Genomic DNA, 22,288 nt, shown 5'->3' on the forward strand with positions numbered 1-22,288 from the left:
GCCAGTGTCTAACCTCCTGTAAGTCCCTTGGAGATGTTTCTGTGTCCAGCACGACCGTCCCGCGCCTGCGCACCCGCAAGCCCACCGGCGTCATTCCCTGGCCGATCGTTCTGATCGAGGGCGAAGAGAAGAGCGGCAAGAGCCATCAGGCTGCGGCATTCACCGGCTCCGAGCAGACCGGCCAGGCGTACTGGCTGGAGCTCGGCGAAGACACGGCCGATGAGTACGCGAACGTGCCGGGTGCGGACTACCTGCTCATCGAGCACAACGGCAGCTACCGCGACATCCTCGGCCAGATCGAGGCCGTGCACGCCGAGGCTCGGCGCGCTGCCGCGGCGAAGGAGAAGCCTGTCGTCCTGGTGATCGACTCGGTGTCGATGCTGTGGCGGATGCTCGTGAACTGGACCAACGAGCGCGCCCACCGCACACCGAAGAACGAGGCGAAGCTGCGCCAGGACCCGGATGCCGAGATCAGGCCCTCCATGAACCTGTGGAACGACGCGTCCGAACGGTGGCAGCGGGTCATGTATCTCGTGCGCACCATGCCGGGCATCGTGATCCTGCTCGCCCGCGGCAAGGAAGTGGCCGCCGTGGACGGCAACGGCGATCCGATCCCGAAGACGAAGGACTGGCGGGTGGAGGGGCACAAGTCCCTCGCCTATGACGCGACGGTGTGGGTGCGGCTGCAGCGCGACAGCGATCCGCAGGTCATCGGCGCCCGGTCGCTGAAGTTCGAGGTGCCGCGCAGCGGCAAGCCCAAGACGCTGCCGGGCTTCTCCATCGAGAGGCTGGTGTTCGGTCTGATGGGCTGCTCGATCCACAACCAGCCCAAGGTCGCCCCGGAGCTGACCGGTGATCTGGCGCAGCAGTGGATGCCGAAGGTCCACAAGGCGGCCGAGCAGGGCGTTGACGGCTTGAAGAAGTTGTGGCGTCAGGTCGAATCGGACGAGGACCTCACCCGCAACGAGGTCCTCGTGGTGCGCGCCGCCATCGAGCGGACGGCCGCCGAGGTCAAGAACCCGAAGAAGTTCAGCGACCCCACGAGTGATGACGCGGCGCGGCTGCGGGCGGCTGCGGCTGAGCAGCAGGACCAGGCCGCCGAGGCACCGGGCGACTTCGAGGAGTTGCCGCCCGACGAGTTCGCCGCCGCCTGACCTTCGCACCCTGCCGGGGCCCGCTGTGCCGGGTCGGGCCCCGGCGTGCCCTCTTGGAGAATCGCTGTGACCGCCACCACCTTCAGTGCGCCTGCTTCTCTGTCGATCTGGGATGCCGCGCACTCCGCTGATGCCCGCCGACCCCGTTCTGTGCAGACACAGTTGGGGGCGTCGGACACGATCTGCTCACGTCGCGCCGGATACATCCTGGCCGGCGCGGAGCGCACGAACTCCGGGGACAAGCGGGCCGCGATCCTCGGCACGTACATCCACCAGGGGCTGCTCGAAGATGCCCGCCGCGAGTACGGGTGGCTCATCGAGCGCACCGTCGCGGACGGGACCCTGCGCGGGCACATCGACGTCGTACAGCTCGATGCCGCCACGGCAGCGCGGCTACCCAAGCGGCATCGTCCTGCCGAGCCTGCCGCGCACCTGACGGTGGAGGACGTGAAGACGAAGTCGAGCCGTGTCTGGGACCGGGTCGTGAGGTTCGGGCCGACAGCAGCAGAGATGCGGCAAGTCCTCCTGTACGCGGACCTGTTGCGCACGGTCGGGTTCGCGGACATCCCTGGTCAGCGGTACCTGCACAGGCTCGGCCCGATCGACGTGCAGCGCATCCGGTTCCGCTTCGTATGCCGGGATACGGGCGAGGAGCACATCGAGGAGTTCGTCTTCGATGAGTGGCTGGCTGCTCAGGCTCGTTGGTGGGTGGACCGTGTCGTGGAGGCGGACTCTCCGGAGGAGCTGCGGCGCGACCATGACGGTCCGGGCCTGTCGGTGATCTGCGACAACTGCCCGTTTGTTCATTCCTGCTGGCCGGGTGTGCCGCCGGGGCGGCCCGCGCAGACGATTCTCGTCCACGACGACGAGGACCGCGCGAAGGCGCTCGCCGACTACGTGCGCGCTCATGAGCGATTCCGGGAGGCCAAGCGGGTCAAGGAGATGGCTCGGGCGATGCTCGACGACTCCCCGGAGGGCAACTACGGGGACAACCACCTGGGGTGGGGCGGCGGCAACGACAAGGAGGAGTCGGATGTCGCTGCGATGGTCGAGCTGTTCGAGGACGCCGACTTGGTCGTGCCGATGGTCCCGGACGAGAAGGCCATGATCCAGATTCTGCGCCGGGCCGGCATGGTCGTGCCCCGGCGTAGGGCGGCCGGTCAGAAGACTGCCCGCACCATCAAGGTCAGCCGGGCCCGCAAGACCTCCTGACGGCCTCTGTGGCGGCCCCGCACGGACGGTGTGGGGTTCGCCTTCTCTTTTGATCTTTCGAAGTCCTACTGCCGCCTTGGAGGCATGTTCCGTGTCGATTCTGCGCCGCCACCTCAGCACCGGGTTCACCGTGCTGCCGACGGCCACCCTTGAGGATTCCCGTCTTTCGTTTCGGGCCCGGGGCGTGCTGGCGTTCCTGATCTCGAAGCCGGATGCGTGGAGGGTGCGTGCCGAGTCGATCGCGAGCGCGGGCAAGGAGGGTAAGGAGGCGATCAAGACGGCGCTGCGCGAGCTGAAGGACTTCGGCTACTACCGGGTGGTGACCGAGCGGCTGGCGGACGGGACGCTGAGCCGGATCACCGAGGTGTACGACACGGCGCAGGAGTGGGCGGCCGAGGAGTACCGCAAGTTGGAGGCGCGGCGGGTGGCGCGCAGGCTCAAGAAGCAGCTCGATCAGGGCAATGCGCCCGCCGACAAGGAGTTGCCCGAGGGCGGACGAGGCAGTGATGGGGAGGAGGCCGGTGGCACCGAAGGCGGGTTTTCGGGCGCCGGTTTTCCGGACGCCGGTTCACCGGACGCCGGATCTTCGGGCGTTCTAGTTAGTAACCAGAGCCAATATCCAGAGAAGAACCCCCCTACCCCCACAGCTGACGCTGCAGGGGAGCCGGGTGACGCTCCGCTCGACGAGACAGAGGAGGGTTCGTGCCCTACGCATCCGGATAAGCCGGGCCGTTCGTGCCGGGGCTGTGGCACGAGTCCGAGGCAGAAGCGGGCGTCGCGGCAACGGGCAGAGAAGGAGCGGTTCAAGGCCCGTGAGCGGGAGGCGAATGAGCGGGTGTTGGCGCAGGTGCGGCGTAAGCCGGGGGTGGAGGGGTTGTCGGAGGTGGCGCGGCAGCAGCTTGCTGCCATGCGGAGCAGCAGGCGGGAGGCGGCGGCTGGTGGCGGGGAGGTAGAGTCACCGCGAGAAATAGGCTGATGTATAAATGTTCAGCGGCTCACGCTCGGACGATTTGCCACCCCTGCAACACATAGTAGAATTAATCATATGAGCAGGAAGGGCCAGCTCACTTTGGGAGGCACACATGAAGTACGGCTCCATCTGCCGCGGGATCGCTTACATGCCCGACGACCAACTCCTTGACGCTTTCACCAGGGCAAGGATGTTCCAGGTGGCTTGCCGAGGCGACGAGGTCCGCGTGATCGCCTATCACGGACAGAGCTCCGTTGAGGCTCAGTGCCGGCCGGGAGGCAAGGGGTGGGAGGCGTTGGCGCTCACGCAGCACCCCAAAGGCGATCTGCCGTTGACAGGGGTGCTCTTCATGGACATCCCGCAGAGCGCATGGAGCACGCTTGACCTGGCGGTCAGTGTGCTGCGGAGCCGGTTTGGCGACCACTTCACCAAGCGCGTGGCACTGAAGGTCAAGTAATTGCAGCGGGTTGTGCACTGGAAGAAATAGGCCAGTGCACAACCGGCGTGGAGGATAGAGAGACATGCTTGATGTGACTGCCGAGGTGGCCGCGATCCGCGCCGACTACGGACCGGACGAGCACCGCGCACTCGCCGTGTACAGCGACGTGCACGCCGCTCTCGAAGCGGCCGGACTGCACCCGTACGTAGAGACCCGCGGCGGCCTGGCCGTCTGCGCCTTCGCCGACGACGGCACGCTGTTCGTGGTCGCCTGCGAAGACGCCCTGCCGTTCAACCGCTGGACCCCCGGATCGCTCGCGGGCTGGCACCTGAGCCACGTGCCCGAGGACGGGCCGTCGCCTGCCTGGCGGTGCGTGGTCTACGACAGCCTGCCCCCTCATCCGTGCCAGTACGAAGTAGGGGACCTGGGCCTGGGGCCTCTCGTCGCGGCCGCGATGGCTCACCTCGCCGCCTGCCCGCACCTCCGCGACCCGGCCGGGGCAAGGGCGTGAACCTGAACGAGGACGACATGCAGATGGCGGTGCGTGACTTCTTCTCGCCCGCGTTGCTGCTGGAGTTCATCGACCTGCCGGATCTTCGCGCCCGCATTCGGTGGGGCGAGAAGCAGTTCGATGAGGGGCGGCACGACCGCAGCGTCCGGCGGCTCGAAGGAGAACCGGATGCCGGATGCCTGACGCGCTGGTCGGCCATGCCCAGCGGGTGCGGGTTTCGCTACGACGTCGACGCCCGTGGAGGTGCGCGGTTCGGATTCGTGTACTGGCATGACGTACATCGGACGGTGAACTCCCGTCTGACGCCCGTCCGTTACGGGTTCCTGCGCGCGGCGGTCGAGGCCGTAGCGGCGCACGATGCCACGTACATTCCGGGCCCGGTTCCCTTTCGTACGCCCGAGTTGTGGACGTCCCTGTTCTACCGCCCGTGGGCGCGCCGGGCCAGTGGCCTGGAGCTGAAGGCGTCGGCCGCCCTGGATGCCATCTGCCCGCCCGCCAAGGCGCAGCCCGCCTTGTTCTGAATCCACGCGACAACGAGAAAGCCCTTCCCCGTGATCACCTCCACCACTTCCGCAGCCTGGACTGCCGCCGCGCCGTGCGCCGGCCTCGACGGGTACGTGCCCAGCGAGGAGTTGGTCCGCAGACACCCCAGTGATGTCATGAAGACCTGCGCACCGCTCATGGAGGACTGCGCGGAGCTGTGCCCGTTCGTGCTGGAGTGCTACGAGCGGGTGCGGCCGGAGGCGAGCCGGTTCGACGGGGTGTGCGCGGCGCGTACGTGGGTCAACGGTCGGCCGGTCGCTGTGGCCGAGGGTGCGCCCGCCCTGTCGAAGCTCGCCTCGCAGGCGGGTACGTGCGGGACGAGCAGCGGGGTGAAGGCGCACCAGCGGCTCGGGGAGCCGCTGTGCGGGCTGTGCCGGGTGACGTCACAGCGGTCGGAGGTACGGCGCGCGGGCGCGGCGAGCATCCGCAAGCGGGCTTCTCGTACCGGCCGCGAGGCGCGGGCGGCAGCGTAGAGGCACATACAACGAGGCACCTTCCGGGGCTCTGACCTGGGAAAACGCAATTGACACCCCTTCTTGGCATAGTAGAATTAACCTCGGTTGGGAAGGGGAAATACGCCCAACTCCCCCTTGGAATACGAGAAAAGGACGCACCCCTGATGCGCACGATGACGCCGGACCCGCTCGCAGTTCTGCAGGTCGCCACCCTGCACAACATCACCGAGGAGCAGGCCGCAACCGCCATCACCTGGGCCGCACACATGACCGTGCACGCCTGGGAGGCATACGCGGACACGCTGGGCCTGGTGAAGAAGGACGGCGCCGCAATGGAGGCATGGTTCGGCACGCTCGGCCCGGACCAGCGCAGCTCCGTACTCGAGGACGCGGTCACCGCAGTGGTCGGCGCCGACCGTGTGCTCGCCGAGATCTACAGCAAGCAGGACGGCCATCAGCCTGCCCGCGCACGAGTCATGCGCACCAACCGGCCCCGCGTTCACATCCACTGACGCTCCGCGACTTCGGCCCGCCTCGTACCGGGGCGGGCCGCGCCATGCCGCCATCCCCAACTCAACGGAAGGAGCCGCCTCATGGGCGCTCTCGACTTCTACACCATCGCCACCGGCACCGACGTGCAGACGGCCTTCACTGCCGCTCGCGAGCAGGCCAGATGGGAGTACGGGAACTCCAGCTTCACCGGCACCATCGCCGAGAAGCACGAGGTGACGCTGCTCGACGAACCGAAGCGCAGCGAGCAGGACGCCGTGGGGCGCGCGAAGGAGCTGCTCGACGGCGACGATCCGCGGGTCAGCGGCAAGTACGGGCCCGCCGGCGCACTGCCGATCACGGCGGCAGACGGCTCAGGCGCCTGGTTGTTCTTCGGCGTGGCCGCCCACTGATGCCCGCCGCGGGGCTGCGCCGCAGCACAGCCCGGCCAGCGCCACCTATCCAGACCCCGAAAGACGATGACCACCGTGCTCGACAAGCACCTGCCGCTTGATGCGGCCGCCGAGATCATCAGCAGCCTCGGCCTGAACAGCACCCAGACCCGCCGGGCCAATCGCACGATGCAGCGCATCGTCTACCGCGCCTGGACCCGACGCGGCCGGGCCGAACAGGCCGTGACATTCGAGGAGTTCGCCGATGAGGTTCCCGCCTGCCACTGGCCGTTGATGTTCGAAGTGTGCGGGCTGGTCCTGCTCGGCCGCGACACGGATGCCTGCGTGCTGATCACCGCAGCCCGACGTCGACAGGCAGCACGCGAATCCCGGGCGAGCGACAGCACCACTGATCGACGCCCATCCGACGAGAAAGAACTCCTGTGATTCTCAGCCCTCGCGAGATCGCCCGTGTCGGGCTTCGCGACCGGTACCCCGAAGACGACTTCCCCAACCGGCAGATAGCCCTGCGCGTCCGGCGTGCTCTGAAGCGCCGAGACCGCCAGCGCACGCGGACCGACATCGCTGCCTTCTTCGCGCGCTCACCTGTCGCCGACGAGGCCGACCACTCATGACCCGCCACCCCCTGCCGATCGGCACGCGGGTCTCGCACATCAACCAGCAATGGGCCCGCAGTCTTCCCGACGGCACCGCCACGGTCATCGACCGCAAGGGCCCCTGGCCGGACGGCTCGTGGGAGTACCAAGTGCGCGCGGCCTCCGACCTCTCGCGCCAGCCCAGCCCCGAAAATCCCGAATCCCGCACCACGTGGTGGCCGTCCTGGGCCACCACACCGTCACTCACGAAAGAGAAGCCCGTGAACAACACCACCAGCAACAGCGAGAGCAAGGACGGCGAGGAGGAGATCGTCTCGCTCCACCGCCTCCTCGCCCGGGCCATCGCTGCTGTGGACAACAACGTGAAGGAGGCGTTCGTCGTCTTCGGCCTGCCCAGCCTGTGGTCTCTGACCAGCCCGGAAGTGCGACGGCAGGTACTTCTCCTCGCCGCCTGGGAAGCCCGCTCCGCCACAGCGGCCGAGCTCGAATCCCCGACGTCCGCAGGCCAGTACGCGTGGGCGTTCACCCAGTACGCGTCTTCGTGGGCCGAGCAGCACTCGGACGGTGACGCGCAAGGGTTCTGCGCCGGGCCGCACGCGGCACGCCATGCCGCGTCGTCCCTCGCCTTCGACCGCGACGACCTCCTGGTGTCCCTGGAGACGGCGCTGCTCCTGTGCTCCCGCGCGGACACGCCGGAGGAGTCGTGAAGGTCGGCGGCTACGTGTGGCTGCGCGGCCACGGCGACAAGCCGTTGCGCGACACGCACGGTGAGGCGATCGCGTTCCACGTCACTGCGGCCAAAGCCCTAGCTGACCACGGCACTTGGTATCAGCTGCGCACCGCTCACCGCGCGGCGCAGGACATCTTCGGCGGCTGGCACACCGGCCTGGCCCTCATCCCCATCCCCCTGTCCGAACTCGCGGAAGGACCCCGACAGTGACCATCGAGATCATCCATACACGCAGCGACGGAACCCTCATCGAGGGCAGCGCGAAGGGTGATGGCGTCTACGAAATCGTCCGCCGCCACGGCTTCCGCTACATGCCCTCCATCGGTCAGCTCGGCATCCGGCAGTCCCGCGACCGTGCCGCGAAGACCTGGTACATCAACGCGGCCGCGGCCGCCCTGCGCGAGGCCGGCTTCGAGGTCAACGTGCAGATCGACGAGAGCAACCGGCGTAGCTTCGCCGAAGCCGAGGCCGACCGCGTCGAGCGCGCCGAGGGGCGGGCCGAGCGATACAGCGGCTACGCCGACAATGCCGCCGGCCGCTCCGAGTCCGCGTACCAGCACGGCCATCGGTTCGCCGACGGCATCCCCATGGGTCAGCCGATTCTGATCGGGCACCATTCCGAGCGCCGAGCGCGGCGTGACGCCGAGCGCATCGACCACGCGATGCGGACCAGCATCAGCGAACAAGGCAAGGCTTCGTACTGGTCCGGACGTCAGAGGGCGGCTGAAGGGTACGAGCAGTTCCGTAAGGCGCCCCGGCGGACTCTGCGCCGTATCGAAAGGCTCCAGGCCGATCTGCGGCGCGTTGAGAAGTGGCAGCGCGGGGAGTCGGCCGGGGGCTCTGGCCGGGACATCAGCAATCCCGACACCGTGCAGGAGCTCGCGATCCGGCACGAGGAGCTCACCGAGGAGATCACCTACTGGGAGGCGGTCATCGCCGAGGCCGAGAAGAACGGCTTCAAGGTGTGGTCCAAGGCCGACTTCAAGAAGGGTGACTTCGTCCGCCGGGGCAAGACCTGGTTCGAAGTCCTGCGCGTGAACGCGAAGTCGGTGACCATCCCGCACATCCACAACGGCATCGGCGGGGGTGTCGTACGCGCCTCGGACAACAAGCTCGACGGCTGGACGTGGCTGCTCACCTACGACGAGGTGTTCGGACGCCGTAGCGCCGAGGAGATGGAAGCCGCGCTCGCCGCCTCCACTACCGAGTAACCCCCCTCCTGGCCTGGTCTTTCGCAGTTGACCCCACCCCAAACCATAGTAGAATAGTTAGTAACGAGGAGGTGCTGGACAGGGCTTCACCAGCACCCCCTTCACCATGCCCACAGCCGTCCGCTCACCGCAATCACCGGATACGGAACGGCACTTACAAAGAAGGCACTCCATGCCCTACGACACTCAGCTCGTCGCTCCAGATCTGCTCACACTCACCCAGCGGACTGCCGCCGCACTCGGGCCGGAATGGGCCGTGACCGGGCTGCTCGGCACGGCGATCGTGACCCACCCCCTCGGCCTGCGCTGCAGCCTCCAGTCCCGTGACGGCCTGCTCAGCGTCAGCGCCTTCGTCTCCCAGGACAGCGAGCCGCACCAGCCCGCCAAGCCGTTCACCGCGACCACTGCGATGGAGAACGCGAACGGCGGGAAGGTCGCCGAGCTGATCCACAGCCGCGTCCTGCCGCACTTCGGGCGCAGCGATGCCCTGGCGGCATTGCGGCTGTTGAGCCTGCCGTTGCGTGATGCCCGGCTGCCCGCTGTCGCGGAAGGAACAGCCGCCCGCTCAGAGCTCGTACTGGAGGGCGGGGACAGCGCCAACCCGGCCCTCCGCATCTATGTCCGCTCGCCGCGTCCCGGCGCCGTGAGCGTGAACGTCCGGATGAACTGGCTCACCGCCGAGCAGGCAATCCGATGCGGGCGCACTGCGCTGACCAGGCCCGCGTCCCACCTCGAAGGCGAAGCCGATCCCTTCCCGCCCGAGGTACGGGCAGTCCTCGACGCCCTCCCCGAAATCAACGGTGCACCGCCGCGGGACGGATTCACGAACCTCTACCCGGCACACGGGCCGCTCGAGATCCTCCACGATGCGAACGCCGCCGAGCCGAGCACGCCGTTCGCGCTGCGCACCAGCGACACCTCGATCGCCGCCGCGTACGCCGTCCTGCGCACCTACACCACCGCATGATCCGGCCGGAGGACACCGCGACCGTGATCAGCAAGACACCCCTGACGGGCACCATCGACGCAGCCGCAGGCGATGAGCTCGGCGCCTATCTTTCCGGGCTGGGGCCCACGCTCCGCAACGTCACCTCCGCCGCCCTCGCTGTCGCCCGCATCGACGAACTCGGCTGGGCGCCGCTCGGAGGATATCCGGGCAGCGACGTGCTGTGGCCCGTCGCCTGCCTGATGTGCGGCACGCCCGTCCTGCGCTTCTACAGCCATCTGCGCCGTGCGCGCCCCGCGATGCGCCATCGCGGCTGCGTCCCGCAGGACCAGCACGCGTATCTGCTCACGGCGCTGTCCGCGTCCATGGCTGATACCTGCCCATGCCGGCGGGGACACGCCACGACCGTGGACGAGGTGGCGCAGGCCTGCGAGAGCCTGCAGCGCGCCGTGCGCCAGGACGACCACGGCCAGGTCGTCGCCCACGTGAGGGCTCTCACCGCCCCCTGCCCGGCCACGGCGGCCCGCGCCAACGCCATCCGCGCCCTAAAGCGCGCATCGAAGTAACCGCTACAGAACAGGAGTTGCCTCACATGAGTGAGTACGAGCGCGGTGATCGCGTCGCCGTCCTCTACCTGTCGAAGGCGAACGGAACGTGCCTGGCCTACAACCGCACCGTCATCGACGTCGAACCGCATGCTGAGCACGGCCAGCGCGTCTGGGTGAACATGCCGCACGACGCCGCGGTCGGCAGTCCGCACGACTTCTTCGCCGACGACGGCGAGGGCATCTGGCCCATGGAGGACGAGCCGGTCGAAGACCAGCTGCCCGTGCGGCTGGCCGCGAACCTCGACTGGTACATCGCGGCTGCCGCACCCGACTCCAGCCGCCTGACGTGGCCGTCGGGCCGGGGGCACCTGCCGGTGCGGGTTCCGTTCACCGACAAGGCCCGCGCCCTGCACGCCCGCATGGCCTGCCACTACCTCCACCAACTGCGCGCCGTCGACCCGTGCGCTTTCGAGACCTGGGTGGCCCAGCACAAGGCCACGCCGGTGCCCCAGTGAACGTGCCGTCCGAACACCGGCACCAGCCAGAACAGCGCGACCAGCAAGGAGAAAGAACGCACATGCGGGGCCTATGGAAGGTGACGTACACGCACCCGGAGCACACCCGGACGACGTGGAACTACCTGATTCCCGTGTGGGACGCCCGGACCGAGAACTCGGCACGGGAGCGCGCCCAGGCGAAGCACAATGCGAACGCGGCCCACTTCGGGGCTCGGATGCGGTCGGACGACACCTCAGAACTTGAGGTGCTGAACGTGATGTTCAAGCCCGCGGTGCTCTCGCGTGAGCGGGCGGCGGCCTGGATCGCGCTGCAGCAGAACGGGGCGATCACCGAGCGGGGGTGGCCGCTGTCGTACGAGCGCGGGGAGCGCCGTCATGACGAGGCATGGCGCACCGAAGTTGGGGAGCTGCACGAGAGTCTGCGTGAACGCGTCCACGGGTTCGGTGAGTCGGTCGCCGAGATCCTGCAGGTGCCGGAGGCGGCAGCGTCGGCCGCCTGGGCCGTCGAGGCACACACCGACCGCTTCGGGCGGGTGTGGTGGGACAGGGTCCGGGCGGAGATCCATAAGGCGGGCCTGTCCTGGTTGTGGCAGACCCCGTACGGCATGACCTGGATCGATCAGGCCTAACCCCCCTCCTGAGCTGGGCTTTCGTAGTTGACCCCACCCCTTACCGTAGTAGAATTAACTATCGAAGGGTGAGGGAAAGCCCGGACTCCCCGCTCAAAGCACCCTCAGCGCCGCGGCCCGCCCCACCCGGGGCGGGTCGCCTTATGCCCAACTCCACCCACGGAAGGCGGCTCCGCCGTGACCCAGCAACTCGATCTGTTCGCAGAGATCACCGCCGACCCCGAGCCGATACCCGCCACCTTCACCGCGGCGCCGAAGCTGGCACCGCCGGCCGCACCTTCCACTCCGCACGCCCGGCGGGCGCCTCGCCCGTACCCTGTGCGCGATCCGCACCGGCGCGCGTTGGAGATCGGCGAAGCGGTGGCCGAGCGGTGGCACAACCGGCACGGCGGCTCGGCTATCGAGGTGCCGATCGGCGTCGTTGCAGCCCTCGCGCTCATCCGCGAGAGGGACCCGAACGGCCCGGACCTCAAGACGCAGATCCTCGCCCAGGACGGCCCGCAGCTGATCGAGATGCTGCGAGAGATCTGGTCGATGCACTGGATGCACCGCCCTGACCTGATCGAACGTGCGCGGGTCCTCCATGAGTGGCTGAACAACGAGGTCGACGAGTACCGGATGCAGGCGGTGCGAGCCGTTGCCGAAACGGCCCTGAAGCGCGGCTTGTTCGACCTGACCGCGCACGAGGACCCGTTTCTGCGCTCGGCGACGGACGTCTTGTCGCCCGTGATGATGTGCCTGCGCTCCCACGGTGCCCGGCAGGGGCTCGGCGAGTATCACACCCCGGCACCGGTGGCCGACGCCATGGCCGACATGCTTGCCGCGGGGCAGGTCATGGACATCAGCCTCGCGATCAACGCGCCGCACGGCGGCGAGCACATCCACGATCCGTGCGCCGGCAGCGGAGGGCTGCTGCGCTCGGCCGCCCAGCACCTTCGCGAGCACGGGCACGACCCTGCGGACTTCCAGTGGTCGATGGTCGACATCGACCCGATCGCCGCCGCGTGCTGCGCGGTGAACGCGATGATCTGGAGGCTCGGCCCGCGGGTGACCGTGGCGTGCGCGGACACGCTGGCCAACCCGAATGCCGTCGCGGATGCGATGAAGGAGGCGCGCGCCGTCTTCGAGCACCGCGACGAGGTGGTGAGCAAGGCTCGGATCATCGCCGCCCTGCGCCAGGCCGAGCATCTGATGGAGCAGGCCCTCTCGCCTGCGGCGTAACCCCCATCCGACCTGCACAGACGCAGTTGACCCACCCCCTATGAATAGTAGAATTAACTTAAGAGTTGAGGGGGTCACCTCACCGACTACACGCCAGAAAGGCCGCCATGCCCGACACCGTTCACGCCCTGCTCGTCGCCACCGATGGCACGATCACCGACCTGCACCTGAACGCCACCGAGGCCGCCCAGCTCGCGCAGATCCGACAGGCGCTCGGCGACTACGCCGAGGCCCTGCGCTACGTACGCCGACCGGACGGCTCGCACACCGTCGCCCTCGCCGCAGAAACCCGCGACGGTCAGCCCCCGAACCTGTACGCGGCCATCGCCTTGTACTTCCATCTCGACGAGAGCCTGATCGCCGACATTCAAGGCCCCGTGATCTTCGCGGGCTTCAACCGGCAAGGCGCACTGACCAGCCTGACCGAGGACGCCGTGCACACCATCCGCACCGCCTCCGTCATCCCCACCGCCCGCTGAATCCCGGCACGGCAGTCCTCAACTCCCTTTACCTGAACACTTCTTGGAGCAGGAGCACTCTCTTGAGCAGCACAACCATCGCCGAGCCCGATGCCGCAGACCTCACCAAAGCGGAGTCGGCGGACTCCGAGGCACCGGAGCCGGCCGTGCTCAGCGAGGCCGACCTCTACCTGATGGGCAAGCCCATCGCCGAGGCCCTCGCCGACGGGTGGCACGAGGACCATGAGGACCACCCGGCAGGCTTCGCGGACAGGTCGATCCGCCTCGTCCACCCCGACGGCCGGTCCATCGGCATCCGTCACCTGTGGCAGGGCCGGGCCGTGCAGACCTTCGCCGTCGGCGGCCCCGCCCCCGAGCAGACGGCAGGCTCCGACGGTGCGGCCAGTGAGAACACCCGGCTGCCCAAGGGGGTGCGGTACAGCACCGGGGTCCGCTTCACCACGGCCTCGCCGCTGGAGGAGATCCTCACCGCGATCCGCACAGTGCTGCTGCCCGCCTTCGACGGGACTCGGCTGCGCCTGCGCGCCGACGGCATGCCGATCCCTCCCGCCGTCCAGCCTCCGGCCGAGGGCGCCGCCGACTCCACGGACGCGCCCGCCGCGAAGGCGAAGGCCAAGCCGAAGGGCACGGCACGCCGCTCTACTTCGGCCAAGCGCACGACCAGGCGCCGCACTCCGGCAGCTGCCTGAGCCCGACCCCGCACCACTCCAGGCGGGCGCACTTGATCTCGCGCCCGCCCCATCACTTGAAGGACCGCCACCATGAGCACCACCACCGACGTACGCCCGGAAGCCGTCGAGGGATTCGCCGGCCGCTTCGTCTGGGTCGATCCCCACGACCTTGTTGTCGACCCGTACAACCACCGCAAGGACCGCGCCGACACGGACGGCGAGGACACCACCCAGCCCGACCCTGAACTCCAGGCCAGCGTCGATGAACTCGGTGTCCTCACCCCGCTCGTGCTGCGCCCGCAGGAAGGCGAGAACGAAGGGAAACTCGGGATCATCTTCGGCCAGCGCCGCAACAACGCCGCCCTGGCTGCCGCGAAGAAGACCCGGGCGAAGAAGAAGCCCTACCGGCTCGTTCCCGCGATCGTCCGAGACGACCTTGCAGGGGTCGATGACGCGGCACTGACGGTGTCGTTCATCGAGAACAAGCACCGCCGCCAGGCCACCGTCCGCGACGACATCGAAGCCGCCCGGCAGCTCTCCCTCATGAACATCCCCAAGGCCCGCAAGATGCGCAACGCGCGCGCCATAGGCTTCAAGCCCGCCGAGATCGGGGCTGCCAGCAAGGCCGCCCAACTCTCCGACACGTCGCTGGCCGAGGCGATCGAGGAAGACTTCAACCTCATCGAACTGGCCGAGTTCCAGGAAGTCGAGAGCGTCCACGACGCCCTGTGGACCCTGACGCGGGCCAAGGTGCGTGACCAGCGGGAGAACAACACCAAGCGCGGCCACTGGAAGCACGCCCTGGCCGGCCTGCGCGCCGAGAAGGAACTCACCGACAAGTGCGCCCAGCAGGCCGCCGAGCTGACCGCCGCGGAGGTCACGGTCGTCGACTGGCGCTGGAGCTGGTCCGCTACCAGCACGAGGCCGCTCACCGACCTCCTCACCGATGACGGCGCCCCGCAGACCTCGCAGACCCACCACGCCTGCCCCGGTCACGCGGCGTGCGTCTCCCCGAACGACGCCGAGGTCATCTGGCTGTGCACCGCCTGGCACCGCCACGGCCACCCGCTCACCGCCGAGGCCGCCCAGAAGGACACCGCCCAGGCAGGCCCGGACAAGGAAGCGGCCACAGCGGAGCGGCGTCTGGTCATCGCGAACAACAAGGCGTGGAGGCAGGCCCGCGAAGTCCGCGCGGACTTCATCAAGGACCTGTGCCAGCAGCCCGAGGCGAGCCCGCGCGTGTGGCCGCTGATCCTCTCGATGATCACCGGCACCAGCTACGCGTACGAGAACTACGTCGGCCGCAAGAGGACCGACCTGACCGCACGCTTCCTCGGCGTCGAGGACCCCAACGAGGGCAACAGTCAGTGGACTCGGGTGGGCGACCCGTTCGGTGCCGTCATCGCACGCACCAGCCCGGCACGCTCCTGGAGGGTCCTGCTCGCCCATGTCGCTGGCGCCTACGAGGTGGAGCGCATGTACGACGCCGCCTGGCGCAACCGCATCAACGAGGAGACCGTCGCGTGGCTGACGTTCCTGCAAGCGGAGGGCTACGCGCTGAGCACCGTCGAAGCGGAGACCTTGGCCAAGGGCCTGGCCCAGCAGGAGGAAGAGAAGGCGGGCGCTCGGGGAGACGACGAGCCGGAGCAGAACGAGGGCACCGAGGACCTTGAGGACAGCCAGGAGCACGAGCCGGTTGCGGCCGCAGCCTGACCTCCTCCGGCGGGAGGCCCGCTCCCCTTCGGGCCTCCCGCCTGCCTCCAATCCACCGCTTCGAAGGAACCGCTCAATGCGCACTGCTCGCTCCGCGCTCGACTACGCCCGCATCCTTGCTGCACTGCTGGGACCCGACTGGACAGCAGACAGCTGCGGGCACAGCGACCTCGCCCTCCTCAACAGCCCTGCCATGTCACTGGAAGTCGCCACCGCGCCGCCCGTACGCGCGTCCGGCGCCGTCAAGGTCTCCCTGTCTCATACGCACGCCTTCGTCTGGCCACGCCGCAGCGACCACCGCCACGACGTGACCGGCACGATCAAAGATCCGCAGGCCGTCGCCGACGCCATCCTCACCACGGGCCTGCCCGCGTGGACCAGGCTCCTCGCCGACCTCAGCGTGCGCACCGACCGTACGCGCAACGCACTCAAGGCGTTCATGACCATGGCCGAGCAACTGGCCGGCCCCGAAGCGCAGGTGGCCTACGGGTCCGTGCCCGGCGTCGCAGATCTGCGCTGGCCCGGCGGCAGGTCCACCATCCGCGCCGACGACGAAGGCGGCATCCGCATCGCCCACCTCGACCTGTCCGACCTGACGGCCAGCACCTTCGTGAACGTGCTCCGCACCGTGACCGGCACCGAAGTCCTCGTCCCCTCTGCCAACTCCACCGCTTCCTGATCGGCGCAAGACACCCATGAAGATCAACCGCCGCAAGGCCACCTGGTACCCGAAAGTCTCCAAGCACCTGTCGCAGGCCGTCACGACCAGCGGCGCCTGGACCGTACGTGCCGAAGGGGACGATCTGATCCCCACCGAGTTCGCCCAGCGCAACCCGCACATCGTCGCCCCCCTGCCCGACGAGCAGGATTACGTACGCTTCCTGCGTCTGCACACCGTCCACGACGGCCGCGAACTGATCACCGAGATGACGCCCGGCTACGCCGAGGACCTCGGATACGTGCTCATCGACAAGGGTGCGCGGACCAGGGTGGCCAACTATGAACAGCAGGACGGCTTCACCACCGACCGAGAGTCATGGGAGGCGGCGGTCGCCTCGCACAAGAGGGCACAGACCGCTGCCGTCGACCGGGCAGTGGAACTGATCCAGATGGTGTGGCCCGCACTGCAGGTCCGCTACGGCAAGATCCTCAGCTTCGACAGCGAGGTGCTCGGCCACTGGTACATCGTGGTCGACGACCAGGGGACGACCGCGAGGGTCGAAGCCGCACGGGTGCCGGGCCGCGCGTGGGGCACGTTCGTCGAGGCGGCTATGGACCGCAACTGGTTTCAGAAGGGGCGCTTCCACGGCGCCGAGGACTGGGCACGGGCCAGGCCGGGGCACTACGAGGCGAAGTCGCTGGGGGCCCAGTACAGCGACCGCCTTCATGTCGGCGCTGACGGGCAGGCCGTCGAGCTCGTTCTGTACAGCAGCGAGGTCCGCAAGGTCGCCCGAGGGCTCGCTCTGATGCTCGCCATCATCGAGCGGTACGCGCGTAGTACAGAGACCTGAGGGAAGCTGCACCCACCCCCTGTGACCTGCACAAACAGACTTGACCCTCTCCTCATCAATAGTAGAATTAACTCTACGAGGAGAGGGGAGCAGCACCCTGACCCCAGCAACACCACGCCCAACAACGGCGCCTACGACCACCCACCCTGCACATGCACCACCAAGGACACTTCGTGCAACCCGTCACCTGGCTCAGGCCTGAATTCCAAGGCCGCGAAGATGAGTTGATAACGCTCTCCGCCGCAGCCAACCTCGTCGGCATTTCCCGCTCCGCTGTCAGCAACTGGGCCAAACGACACGAGAACTTCCCTCCCCTCGCCCTCCTGACCGGCCCACCAACCAAGCAGATCAAGTGGGTTGTGCGTGAAGAGTTCCTCGACTTCGCCCGCACCCAACTCAGCAAGCCGCGCGGCGGCCGCAGGACCCCCACGGTCCAGCGACCCACCATCACCCTCCGCGCGAACGAAGTCAGCCACTACACACAGCAAGTCAAGCGCCTCGCCGACCTCATCGCCCGATACAAGCAGGCCCTGGCCGGTACCGAAGCGCGCCTTCGCACCGCCCGACAACGGCTCAAAAAGGCAGAGGCACAACTGAACGCCGAACTCGCCGCAGCAAAACAGCACTCCACCGACCACTCACAGAAATAGCCCGGCCATATCCGCAGGCAGCTAAGAGAGGAGCCGTCATCACCACCACGCCCCAGCCGCTGCCCCTGCTCGACCCCCCTGCCCACCACCGCAACCTCCATGCCGTACTCCGCGAACTCCTCCCCGAGATACGCGACTTGTACCTGGCCGACCAGGTTCCCTGGGTGATCGGTTACAGCGGCGGCAAGGACTCCACCCTCACCACAGCCCTCGTGTGGATGGCCCTCGCCGGCCTCACTCCCAAGCAGCGCACCACCGTGCACGTCATCTCGACCGACACCCTGGTCGAGAACCCCGTCATCGCCGGCTGGGTGCAACGCTCCTTGACCTCCATGCGCACCGCCGCGGCCGAACAGGCCCTGCCCATCGAAGTCCACCGCCTCACCCCGAAAGTCGCCGACACCTTCTGGGTCAACCTGATCGGCAACGGCTACGCCGCACCCAGGCCCCGGTTCAGGTGGTGCACGGAGCGGCCCAAGATCCGGCCCTCCAACGACTTCATCCACTCCGTCGTCGACGAGCACGGTCAAGCAATCCTAGTTCTGGGCACCCGCAAACCCGAGAGCACCGCCCGCGCGCTGACCATGGCCAAGCACGAGAAGGGCCGCGTACGCGATCGACTCAGCCCCAACGGCTCACTGCCCAACTCCCTCGTCTACACGCCGATTGAAGACCTGAGCACCGACGAGGTGTGGACGCTGCTCATGCAGTACCCCAACCCGTGGGGGCACTCCCACAAAGAGCTGCTTGCCCTGTACCGCGGCGCGTCCGAGGACAACGAATGCCCCCTCGTCGTCGACACCACCACCCCGTCCTGCGGCACCAGCCGCTTCGGCTGCTGGACCTGCACCATGGTCCAGCAGGACAAGAGCATGCAGGCCATGATCCTCAATGAGGCCGAATACGACTGGATGCAGCCCCTGCTCGACCTGCGCAACGCCCTCGACGTCCAGGACGACAGGCACCTGCGCGACTTCCGCCGCATGAACGGCAGCCTCCTCATCCACCGCGATCGTCTCGTCCACGGCCCCTACACCCAGCAGGCACGCGAGGACTGGCTTCGCAGGCTCCTCCGTGCCCAAACCTGGGTCCGCGCCAACGGCCCAGACCACGTCCGGGACTTGACGCTCATCACCGTCGATGAGCTGCACGAGATACGCCGCATCTGGGTCTTCACGAAGCACGAGGTCGAGGACACCCTCCCCTCCATCTACCAGGACGCGACCGGTGAGCCATTCCCCGGCAAGCAGTTCGACGACATGGTCACCATCAACCGCGACATGATCGGCGTCCTCCGCGACGTCTGCGGCGACGATGAGCAGCAGTTTCTGACCCTGCGCGCCCTGCTTGCCACCGAACGCACCTACCGCACGGCGGGCCGCCGCGCAGGCCTCTTCGACGCGCTCACCAAAGTCCTCGGCCACCACTTCGACAACGAGGACGAAGCCCTCAACTACGCCCTGTGGCAGCGCGAGATGAACGGCCAGGACCCCGACCAGCGCGCCCTCTTCTGATCTTCACCATCCATCACCTGCCCGCCCAGCAGCCCACACCGAAACGAACCTTCGTGAACACCACCGTGCCGAACGGCTTCATCGTCACCGTCGAACAGACCCCGACCATCCCCGCCACCGCCCTGAAGGAAGGCGACACCTTCGCCCTCGTCGGCAACGACAGCCCGCTGACCATCCGCGCGAAGCAGCGTCACCTACAGCCTCTGTGGCTCCTCGACCTCGAAGGCCACGACTCGCCGATCACCCTTCGCGACGACGAGCCGATACGCCCACTGCGCATGCTGCGCGCCTTCGACCTCGCCTGCCAGCTCTGCACCCGCACCCGCCGACACGTGCTCGACCTCCCCGTCCACGGCATCCCGCAGACCTGGGTCTGCGACCAGCACTAGCCGTACCGGACCCCCCGTCAGCCTGCCAAGCCTGCACGTCTCAAGGACCCACGACCATGCCCACCAGCGACCGCACCATACGCGTCGGCACCATCGACGTCACCGTTCGCACCAGCAACAGAACCACGCTGACCGTCGCCGTCACCCGCAGCGGCAACATCATCGTCCGAGGCCCGCACTCCACCACCGACACCGAGGCCACCGCCCTCGTCACACGACGCCGTTCATGGATCTACCGCCAACTCGCGCACCTCGCCGAGACCGCACCCGACAACCCCCTCAAGGAACTGGTCGCCGGCGCGGGATTCGATGTTCTCGGACGACCGCACCGCCTGCGAATCGTCCCCGACGACACCCAGGGTGAGCCGCTCATCCAGCAGTCGAGCACTCCATCCGGCAGTTGGCTCCACCTACGACGCAGCACAATGCTCAAGATGGACGAAGCACGTCAAAGCATCATCTATCTGTACGCCAAAACTGGTCGCGAATGGCTGAAAAACGATCAGCCGCAAACCGTCACATACAGATCGAATTGCCGCCTACCGGTCACCTTCTCCACCCGCATGCGCTCCAACTGGACCCTCAACCACCCAACCCGCGGACTCACCCTGCACTGGGCCACAGCACAACTCCCGCCCACACTCCTCCGCGAACTCATCCACCGCGCCCTGAACCTCCACACCATCGCCCCCAGCCGCGACCTCAACAACGCCCTCCGCACCCTCTGGCTCGGTCGACTCTCCACCCCCACCAGCACCGTCGACCCGCGAATCCACCTCAACCCGGCACCCACAGACCGCTGCCCAGATTGCTCCGCCCCACCGGGCACCCTGCACGCCGACCGATGCGACATCGCACGCTGCGCCATCACCGGCTTCCAACGCGCCCACTGCCACCCCGGCAACACCTGCAACACCGTCTGGACCGGCGAACTCCCCGGCGAGCCCGAATGCACCGAGTACGGCTACTACTGCCGCCCCACCCCAGACGGCTACGAGCCCTGCAACGCCGACGACCCCGACGCCATGCACGACTTCAACCGGCTCTACCGCGAATGCCGCTGGAACCCCTCAACCCAGCGCATGACCCTGCCCTGACCACCCCCACGACAAGGACGAACTCTCCCCATGACAGCAACGCCCGCGCGCACAACGGCAATGCGACCAGGCCTGTCGGACGACATGCTCGCGGTATGGCGGGTCACCTACTACGAGGCAGCCGAGGACGGCATCGGACGCAAGCCGAAGGGCCGCTGCTGGATAACCGAGGCCGAAGCCCACCCACTGACCTCGAACCGCACGGTCGGCCATCAGGTGTGGCTCTTCATCAACCAACAGCGCCCGGACATACCCGAGATAGACATGGCCAGCGGACACGTCCAGCTCCAGGGCTACGCCGCCGGCGAGCCCGCCCCCAACGGAAGGCTGCCCCGCGTACACGGAGTCCACTGCACCGAATGCGGCTCAGACCAGGTGACGTTCACAGCGCGAGCGTGGGCGAACTGCCGGACCTGCGGCAAAGGCCAGGCACAAGGCGATGCGATGCTGTGCTCCGAGCACTGCGAGGGCTGCAGCGCGAAGGCGCTGAACGCATGACCGACGCGATCAGCACGGCCGTCATTACGGAGATGTTCCCTCCACCGCCCGACGGCCGCACGTCAGAAGAACTGCGGGCCGAGGCCGAGTCCCTGGTCCCCACCGACACCGACGAGTTCGACGAGACGTACTCCACCCCCTACGGCGTCCACAACTCCGAAGGCCCATGGCCCAGGTGGCTGGCCGTTGCGCTCACCGTCCGCGGCCTCACCAAGAACGCGACGGTCACCGTCGAATACGGCGAGCTCGTCATCCGACACACAGACGGCTCCTCCTCCACCCTGCGCGCCCTCGGCACCGACCCGATACTCCCGGACGCCGACCCGATGGGCTGCCGCTACTGTGGCCTGTCCCGCAAGCACGGCAACCAGTCCTCCGCATGGGGACAGCACGCGTACACCGCGCCGACACAATTCCAGATCAAGGCGCGAATGCTGGAGCGCCGCAGGAAGAGGGCAGGAAAGTGAACGACCAGGACACCGTCACCAACGAGTCCGTGGCCTCGTCACTCCGCCCGCCGGCGCCGCGCCCATGTGGCAGCTGCCCGTACCGGCGCGACGTGCCCTCCGGAATCTGGGCGCACGAAGAGTACGAGAAGCTGCGGCGCTACGACGCCCCTACCGCCCACCAGCCCACCGCACTGTTCCAATGCCACCAGACCGACGCCGCCAGCGACACCCGACGCATCTGCGCTGGCTGGGCAGGGTGCCACGACGGCGCACACCTCTTCTCACTGCGCATCGCTGTCCTCGACGGTCGCATCGAACCGTCAACCCACCAGGCCGTGGTCGAGTACATATCCCCCGTCCCGCTCTTCGCCTCCGGCAACGAAGCCGCCGACCACGGCCAAGCCGACATTGAACAGCCCACCGACGAAGCCGAGCGACTGATCAACAAGATCTCGCGGACGCGAACGGAACTGCTAGGTCGGACGGCGTTGGAGCCCGAGCACCGCTGAGAGCTACCCGGCGACATGGCGGCGTCTGGACCGGATCGCACCAAGATCGCTGAATGCAGGAGCGCACGGCCAAGCACACGGTCGCTGTAGGCAGGCACAGCAGACCGCGAACCCTGAGCCGTTGTCACAGGAATCGGGATGGGGCCCGACCTGGAGCGACGATGCTTCGTACCTCGTGATGAGCCTTGCGCGGGGGCCAGGGCGGCCACCGGGGGACAAGCGG

At 67.8% G+C, this 22,288-nt stretch carries 30 protein-coding genes; all 30 read left to right on the plus strand.

Going from position 1 to position 22,288, the window contains the following annotated elements:
• The first annotated feature begins 41 nt into the window (after positions 1–41).
• The 30 genes from PH203_RS28045 (at position 42) to PH203_RS28190 (ending at position 22,065) form a co-directional block, all read left to right on the plus strand.
• Positions 42–1,154: an AAA family ATPase gene (locus tag PH203_RS28045; RefSeq protein ID WP_289923307.1), complete on the plus strand. Its 1,113-nt coding sequence runs from the start codon at positions 42–44 to the stop codon at positions 1,152–1,154.
• 66 nt (positions 1,155–1,220) lie between these two features.
• Complete coding sequence (locus tag PH203_RS28050) at positions 1,221–2,366, plus strand: hypothetical protein (RefSeq protein ID WP_289923308.1); 1,146 nt, start codon at positions 1,221–1,223, stop codon at positions 2,364–2,366.
• A 91-nt stretch (positions 2,367–2,457) separates the two neighbouring features.
• Positions 2,458–3,342 (plus strand): hypothetical protein, encoded by an 885-nt coding sequence (locus PH203_RS28055; RefSeq protein WP_289923309.1) that lies wholly within the window; start codon positions 2,458–2,460, stop codon positions 3,340–3,342.
• Between the two features lie 106 nt (positions 3,343–3,448).
• The gene (locus tag PH203_RS28060) at positions 3,449–3,793 is read left to right on the plus strand and encodes a hypothetical protein (RefSeq protein WP_289923310.1); all 345 of its coding nucleotides are present in this window, start codon (positions 3,449–3,451) and stop codon (positions 3,791–3,793) included.
• Positions 3,794–3,857: 64 nt separating this feature from the next.
• Entirely contained in the window at positions 3,858–4,286 is a 429-nt protein-coding gene (locus tag PH203_RS28065) for a hypothetical protein (RefSeq protein ID WP_289923311.1), read from the plus strand.
• Positions 4,283–4,807: a hypothetical protein gene (locus PH203_RS28070; protein WP_289923312.1), complete on the plus strand. Its 525-nt coding sequence runs from the start codon at positions 4,283–4,285 to the stop codon at positions 4,805–4,807. The genes PH203_RS28065 and PH203_RS28070 overlap by 4 nt, the downstream gene beginning before the upstream one ends.
• A 30-nt stretch (positions 4,808–4,837) precedes the next feature.
• A complete protein-coding gene (locus PH203_RS28075; protein ID WP_289923313.1) occupies positions 4,838–5,302 on the plus strand; it encodes a hypothetical protein in 465 nt (154 codons plus the stop codon).
• Between the two features lie 146 nt (positions 5,303–5,448).
• Entirely contained in the window at positions 5,449–5,796 is a 348-nt protein-coding gene (locus tag PH203_RS28080; RefSeq protein WP_289923314.1) for a hypothetical protein, read from the plus strand.
• Between the two features lie 81 nt (positions 5,797–5,877).
• On the plus strand, positions 5,878–6,186 hold the full coding sequence (locus tag PH203_RS28085; RefSeq protein ID WP_289923315.1) for a hypothetical protein: 309 nt from the start codon (positions 5,878–5,880) through the stop codon (positions 6,184–6,186).
• A 75-nt stretch (positions 6,187–6,261) separates the two neighbouring features.
• Positions 6,262–6,612, plus strand: coding sequence for a hypothetical protein (locus PH203_RS28090; RefSeq protein ID WP_289923316.1), 351 nt, complete (start codon positions 6,262–6,264; stop codon positions 6,610–6,612).
• Between the two features lie 184 nt (positions 6,613–6,796).
• On the plus strand, positions 6,797–7,489 hold the full coding sequence (locus PH203_RS28095; protein ID WP_289923317.1) for a hypothetical protein: 693 nt from the start codon (positions 6,797–6,799) through the stop codon (positions 7,487–7,489).
• Complete coding sequence (locus tag PH203_RS28100) at positions 7,486–7,722, plus strand: hypothetical protein (RefSeq protein WP_289923318.1); 237 nt, start codon at positions 7,486–7,488, stop codon at positions 7,720–7,722. The genes PH203_RS28095 and PH203_RS28100 overlap by 4 nt, the downstream gene beginning before the upstream one ends.
• Entirely contained in the window at positions 7,719–8,723 is a 1,005-nt protein-coding gene (locus PH203_RS28105; RefSeq protein WP_289923319.1) for a DUF3560 domain-containing protein, read from the plus strand. The genes PH203_RS28100 and PH203_RS28105 overlap by 4 nt, the downstream gene beginning before the upstream one ends.
• A gap of 172 nt (positions 8,724–8,895) precedes the next feature.
• On the plus strand, positions 8,896–9,690 hold the full coding sequence (locus PH203_RS28110; RefSeq protein WP_289923320.1) for a hypothetical protein: 795 nt from the start codon (positions 8,896–8,898) through the stop codon (positions 9,688–9,690).
• On the plus strand, positions 9,687–10,235 hold the full coding sequence (locus PH203_RS28115) for a hypothetical protein (protein WP_289923321.1): 549 nt from the start codon (positions 9,687–9,689) through the stop codon (positions 10,233–10,235). Before PH203_RS28110 ends, PH203_RS28115 begins: the two co-directional genes overlap by 4 nt.
• Before the next feature lie 26 nt (positions 10,236–10,261).
• Positions 10,262–10,732 carry a hypothetical protein gene (locus PH203_RS28120; protein WP_289923322.1) on the plus strand — a complete coding sequence of 157 codons (471 nt, stop codon included), beginning with the start codon at positions 10,262–10,264 and terminating at the stop codon, positions 10,730–10,732.
• Positions 10,733–10,794: 62 nt separating this feature from the next.
• A complete protein-coding gene (locus tag PH203_RS28125; RefSeq protein ID WP_289923323.1) occupies positions 10,795–11,364 on the plus strand; it encodes a hypothetical protein in 570 nt (189 codons plus the stop codon).
• Positions 11,365–11,541: 177 nt separating this feature from the next.
• Positions 11,542–12,585 (plus strand): N-6 DNA methylase, encoded by a 1,044-nt coding sequence (locus PH203_RS28130; protein WP_289923324.1) that lies wholly within the window; start codon positions 11,542–11,544, stop codon positions 12,583–12,585.
• 107 nt (positions 12,586–12,692) lie between these two features.
• Complete coding sequence (locus PH203_RS28135) at positions 12,693–13,064, plus strand: hypothetical protein (protein WP_289923325.1); 372 nt, start codon at positions 12,693–12,695, stop codon at positions 13,062–13,064.
• 62 nt (positions 13,065–13,126) lie between these two features.
• Positions 13,127–13,753: a hypothetical protein gene (locus tag PH203_RS28140; RefSeq protein ID WP_289923326.1), complete on the plus strand. Its 627-nt coding sequence runs from the start codon at positions 13,127–13,129 to the stop codon at positions 13,751–13,753.
• A 72-nt stretch (positions 13,754–13,825) separates the two neighbouring features.
• Positions 13,826–15,448, plus strand: coding sequence for a ParB N-terminal domain-containing protein (locus PH203_RS28145; protein WP_289923327.1), 1,623 nt, complete (start codon positions 13,826–13,828; stop codon positions 15,446–15,448).
• Positions 15,449–15,524: 76 nt separating this feature from the next.
• Positions 15,525–16,127 carry a hypothetical protein gene (locus PH203_RS28150; protein ID WP_289923328.1) on the plus strand — a complete coding sequence of 201 codons (603 nt, stop codon included), beginning with the start codon at positions 15,525–15,527 and terminating at the stop codon, positions 16,125–16,127.
• 16 nt (positions 16,128–16,143) lie between these two features.
• Positions 16,144–16,959, plus strand: coding sequence for a hypothetical protein (locus tag PH203_RS28155; protein WP_289923329.1), 816 nt, complete (start codon positions 16,144–16,146; stop codon positions 16,957–16,959).
• Between the two features lie 173 nt (positions 16,960–17,132).
• Complete coding sequence (locus PH203_RS28160; protein WP_289923330.1) at positions 17,133–17,609, plus strand: hypothetical protein; 477 nt, start codon at positions 17,133–17,135, stop codon at positions 17,607–17,609.
• A gap of 65 nt (positions 17,610–17,674) precedes the next feature.
• Positions 17,675–19,123, plus strand: coding sequence for a DNA phosphorothioation system sulfurtransferase DndC (gene dndC, locus PH203_RS28165; protein WP_289923665.1), 1,449 nt, complete (start codon positions 17,675–17,677; stop codon positions 19,121–19,123).
• A 53-nt stretch (positions 19,124–19,176) separates the two neighbouring features.
• Positions 19,177–19,512 carry a hypothetical protein gene (locus PH203_RS28170; RefSeq protein ID WP_289923331.1) on the plus strand — a complete coding sequence of 112 codons (336 nt, stop codon included), beginning with the start codon at positions 19,177–19,179 and terminating at the stop codon, positions 19,510–19,512.
• 56 nt (positions 19,513–19,568) lie between these two features.
• Positions 19,569–20,609 carry a YgjP-like metallopeptidase domain-containing protein gene (locus tag PH203_RS28175; protein ID WP_289923332.1) on the plus strand — a complete coding sequence of 347 codons (1,041 nt, stop codon included), beginning with the start codon at positions 19,569–19,571 and terminating at the stop codon, positions 20,607–20,609.
• A gap of 30 nt (positions 20,610–20,639) precedes the next feature.
• The gene (locus PH203_RS28180) at positions 20,640–21,107 is read left to right on the plus strand and encodes a hypothetical protein (RefSeq protein ID WP_289923333.1); all 468 of its coding nucleotides are present in this window, start codon (positions 20,640–20,642) and stop codon (positions 21,105–21,107) included.
• A complete protein-coding gene (locus PH203_RS28185; RefSeq protein WP_289923334.1) occupies positions 21,104–21,574 on the plus strand; it encodes a hypothetical protein in 471 nt (156 codons plus the stop codon). Before PH203_RS28180 ends, PH203_RS28185 begins: the two co-directional genes overlap by 4 nt.
• Positions 21,571–22,065, plus strand: a complete 495-nt coding sequence (locus PH203_RS28190; protein ID WP_289923335.1) for a DUF6283 family protein — start codon at positions 21,571–21,573, stop codon at positions 22,063–22,065. The genes PH203_RS28185 and PH203_RS28190 overlap by 4 nt, the downstream gene beginning before the upstream one ends.
• Positions 22,066–22,288: the final 223 nt, after the last annotated feature.

Origin of the sequence: Streptomyces sp. S.PB5, assembly GCF_030403745.1 — a bacterium.
In the GTDB taxonomy this organism is placed as follows: Bacteria; Actinomycetota; Actinomycetes; order Streptomycetales; family Streptomycetaceae; genus Streptomyces.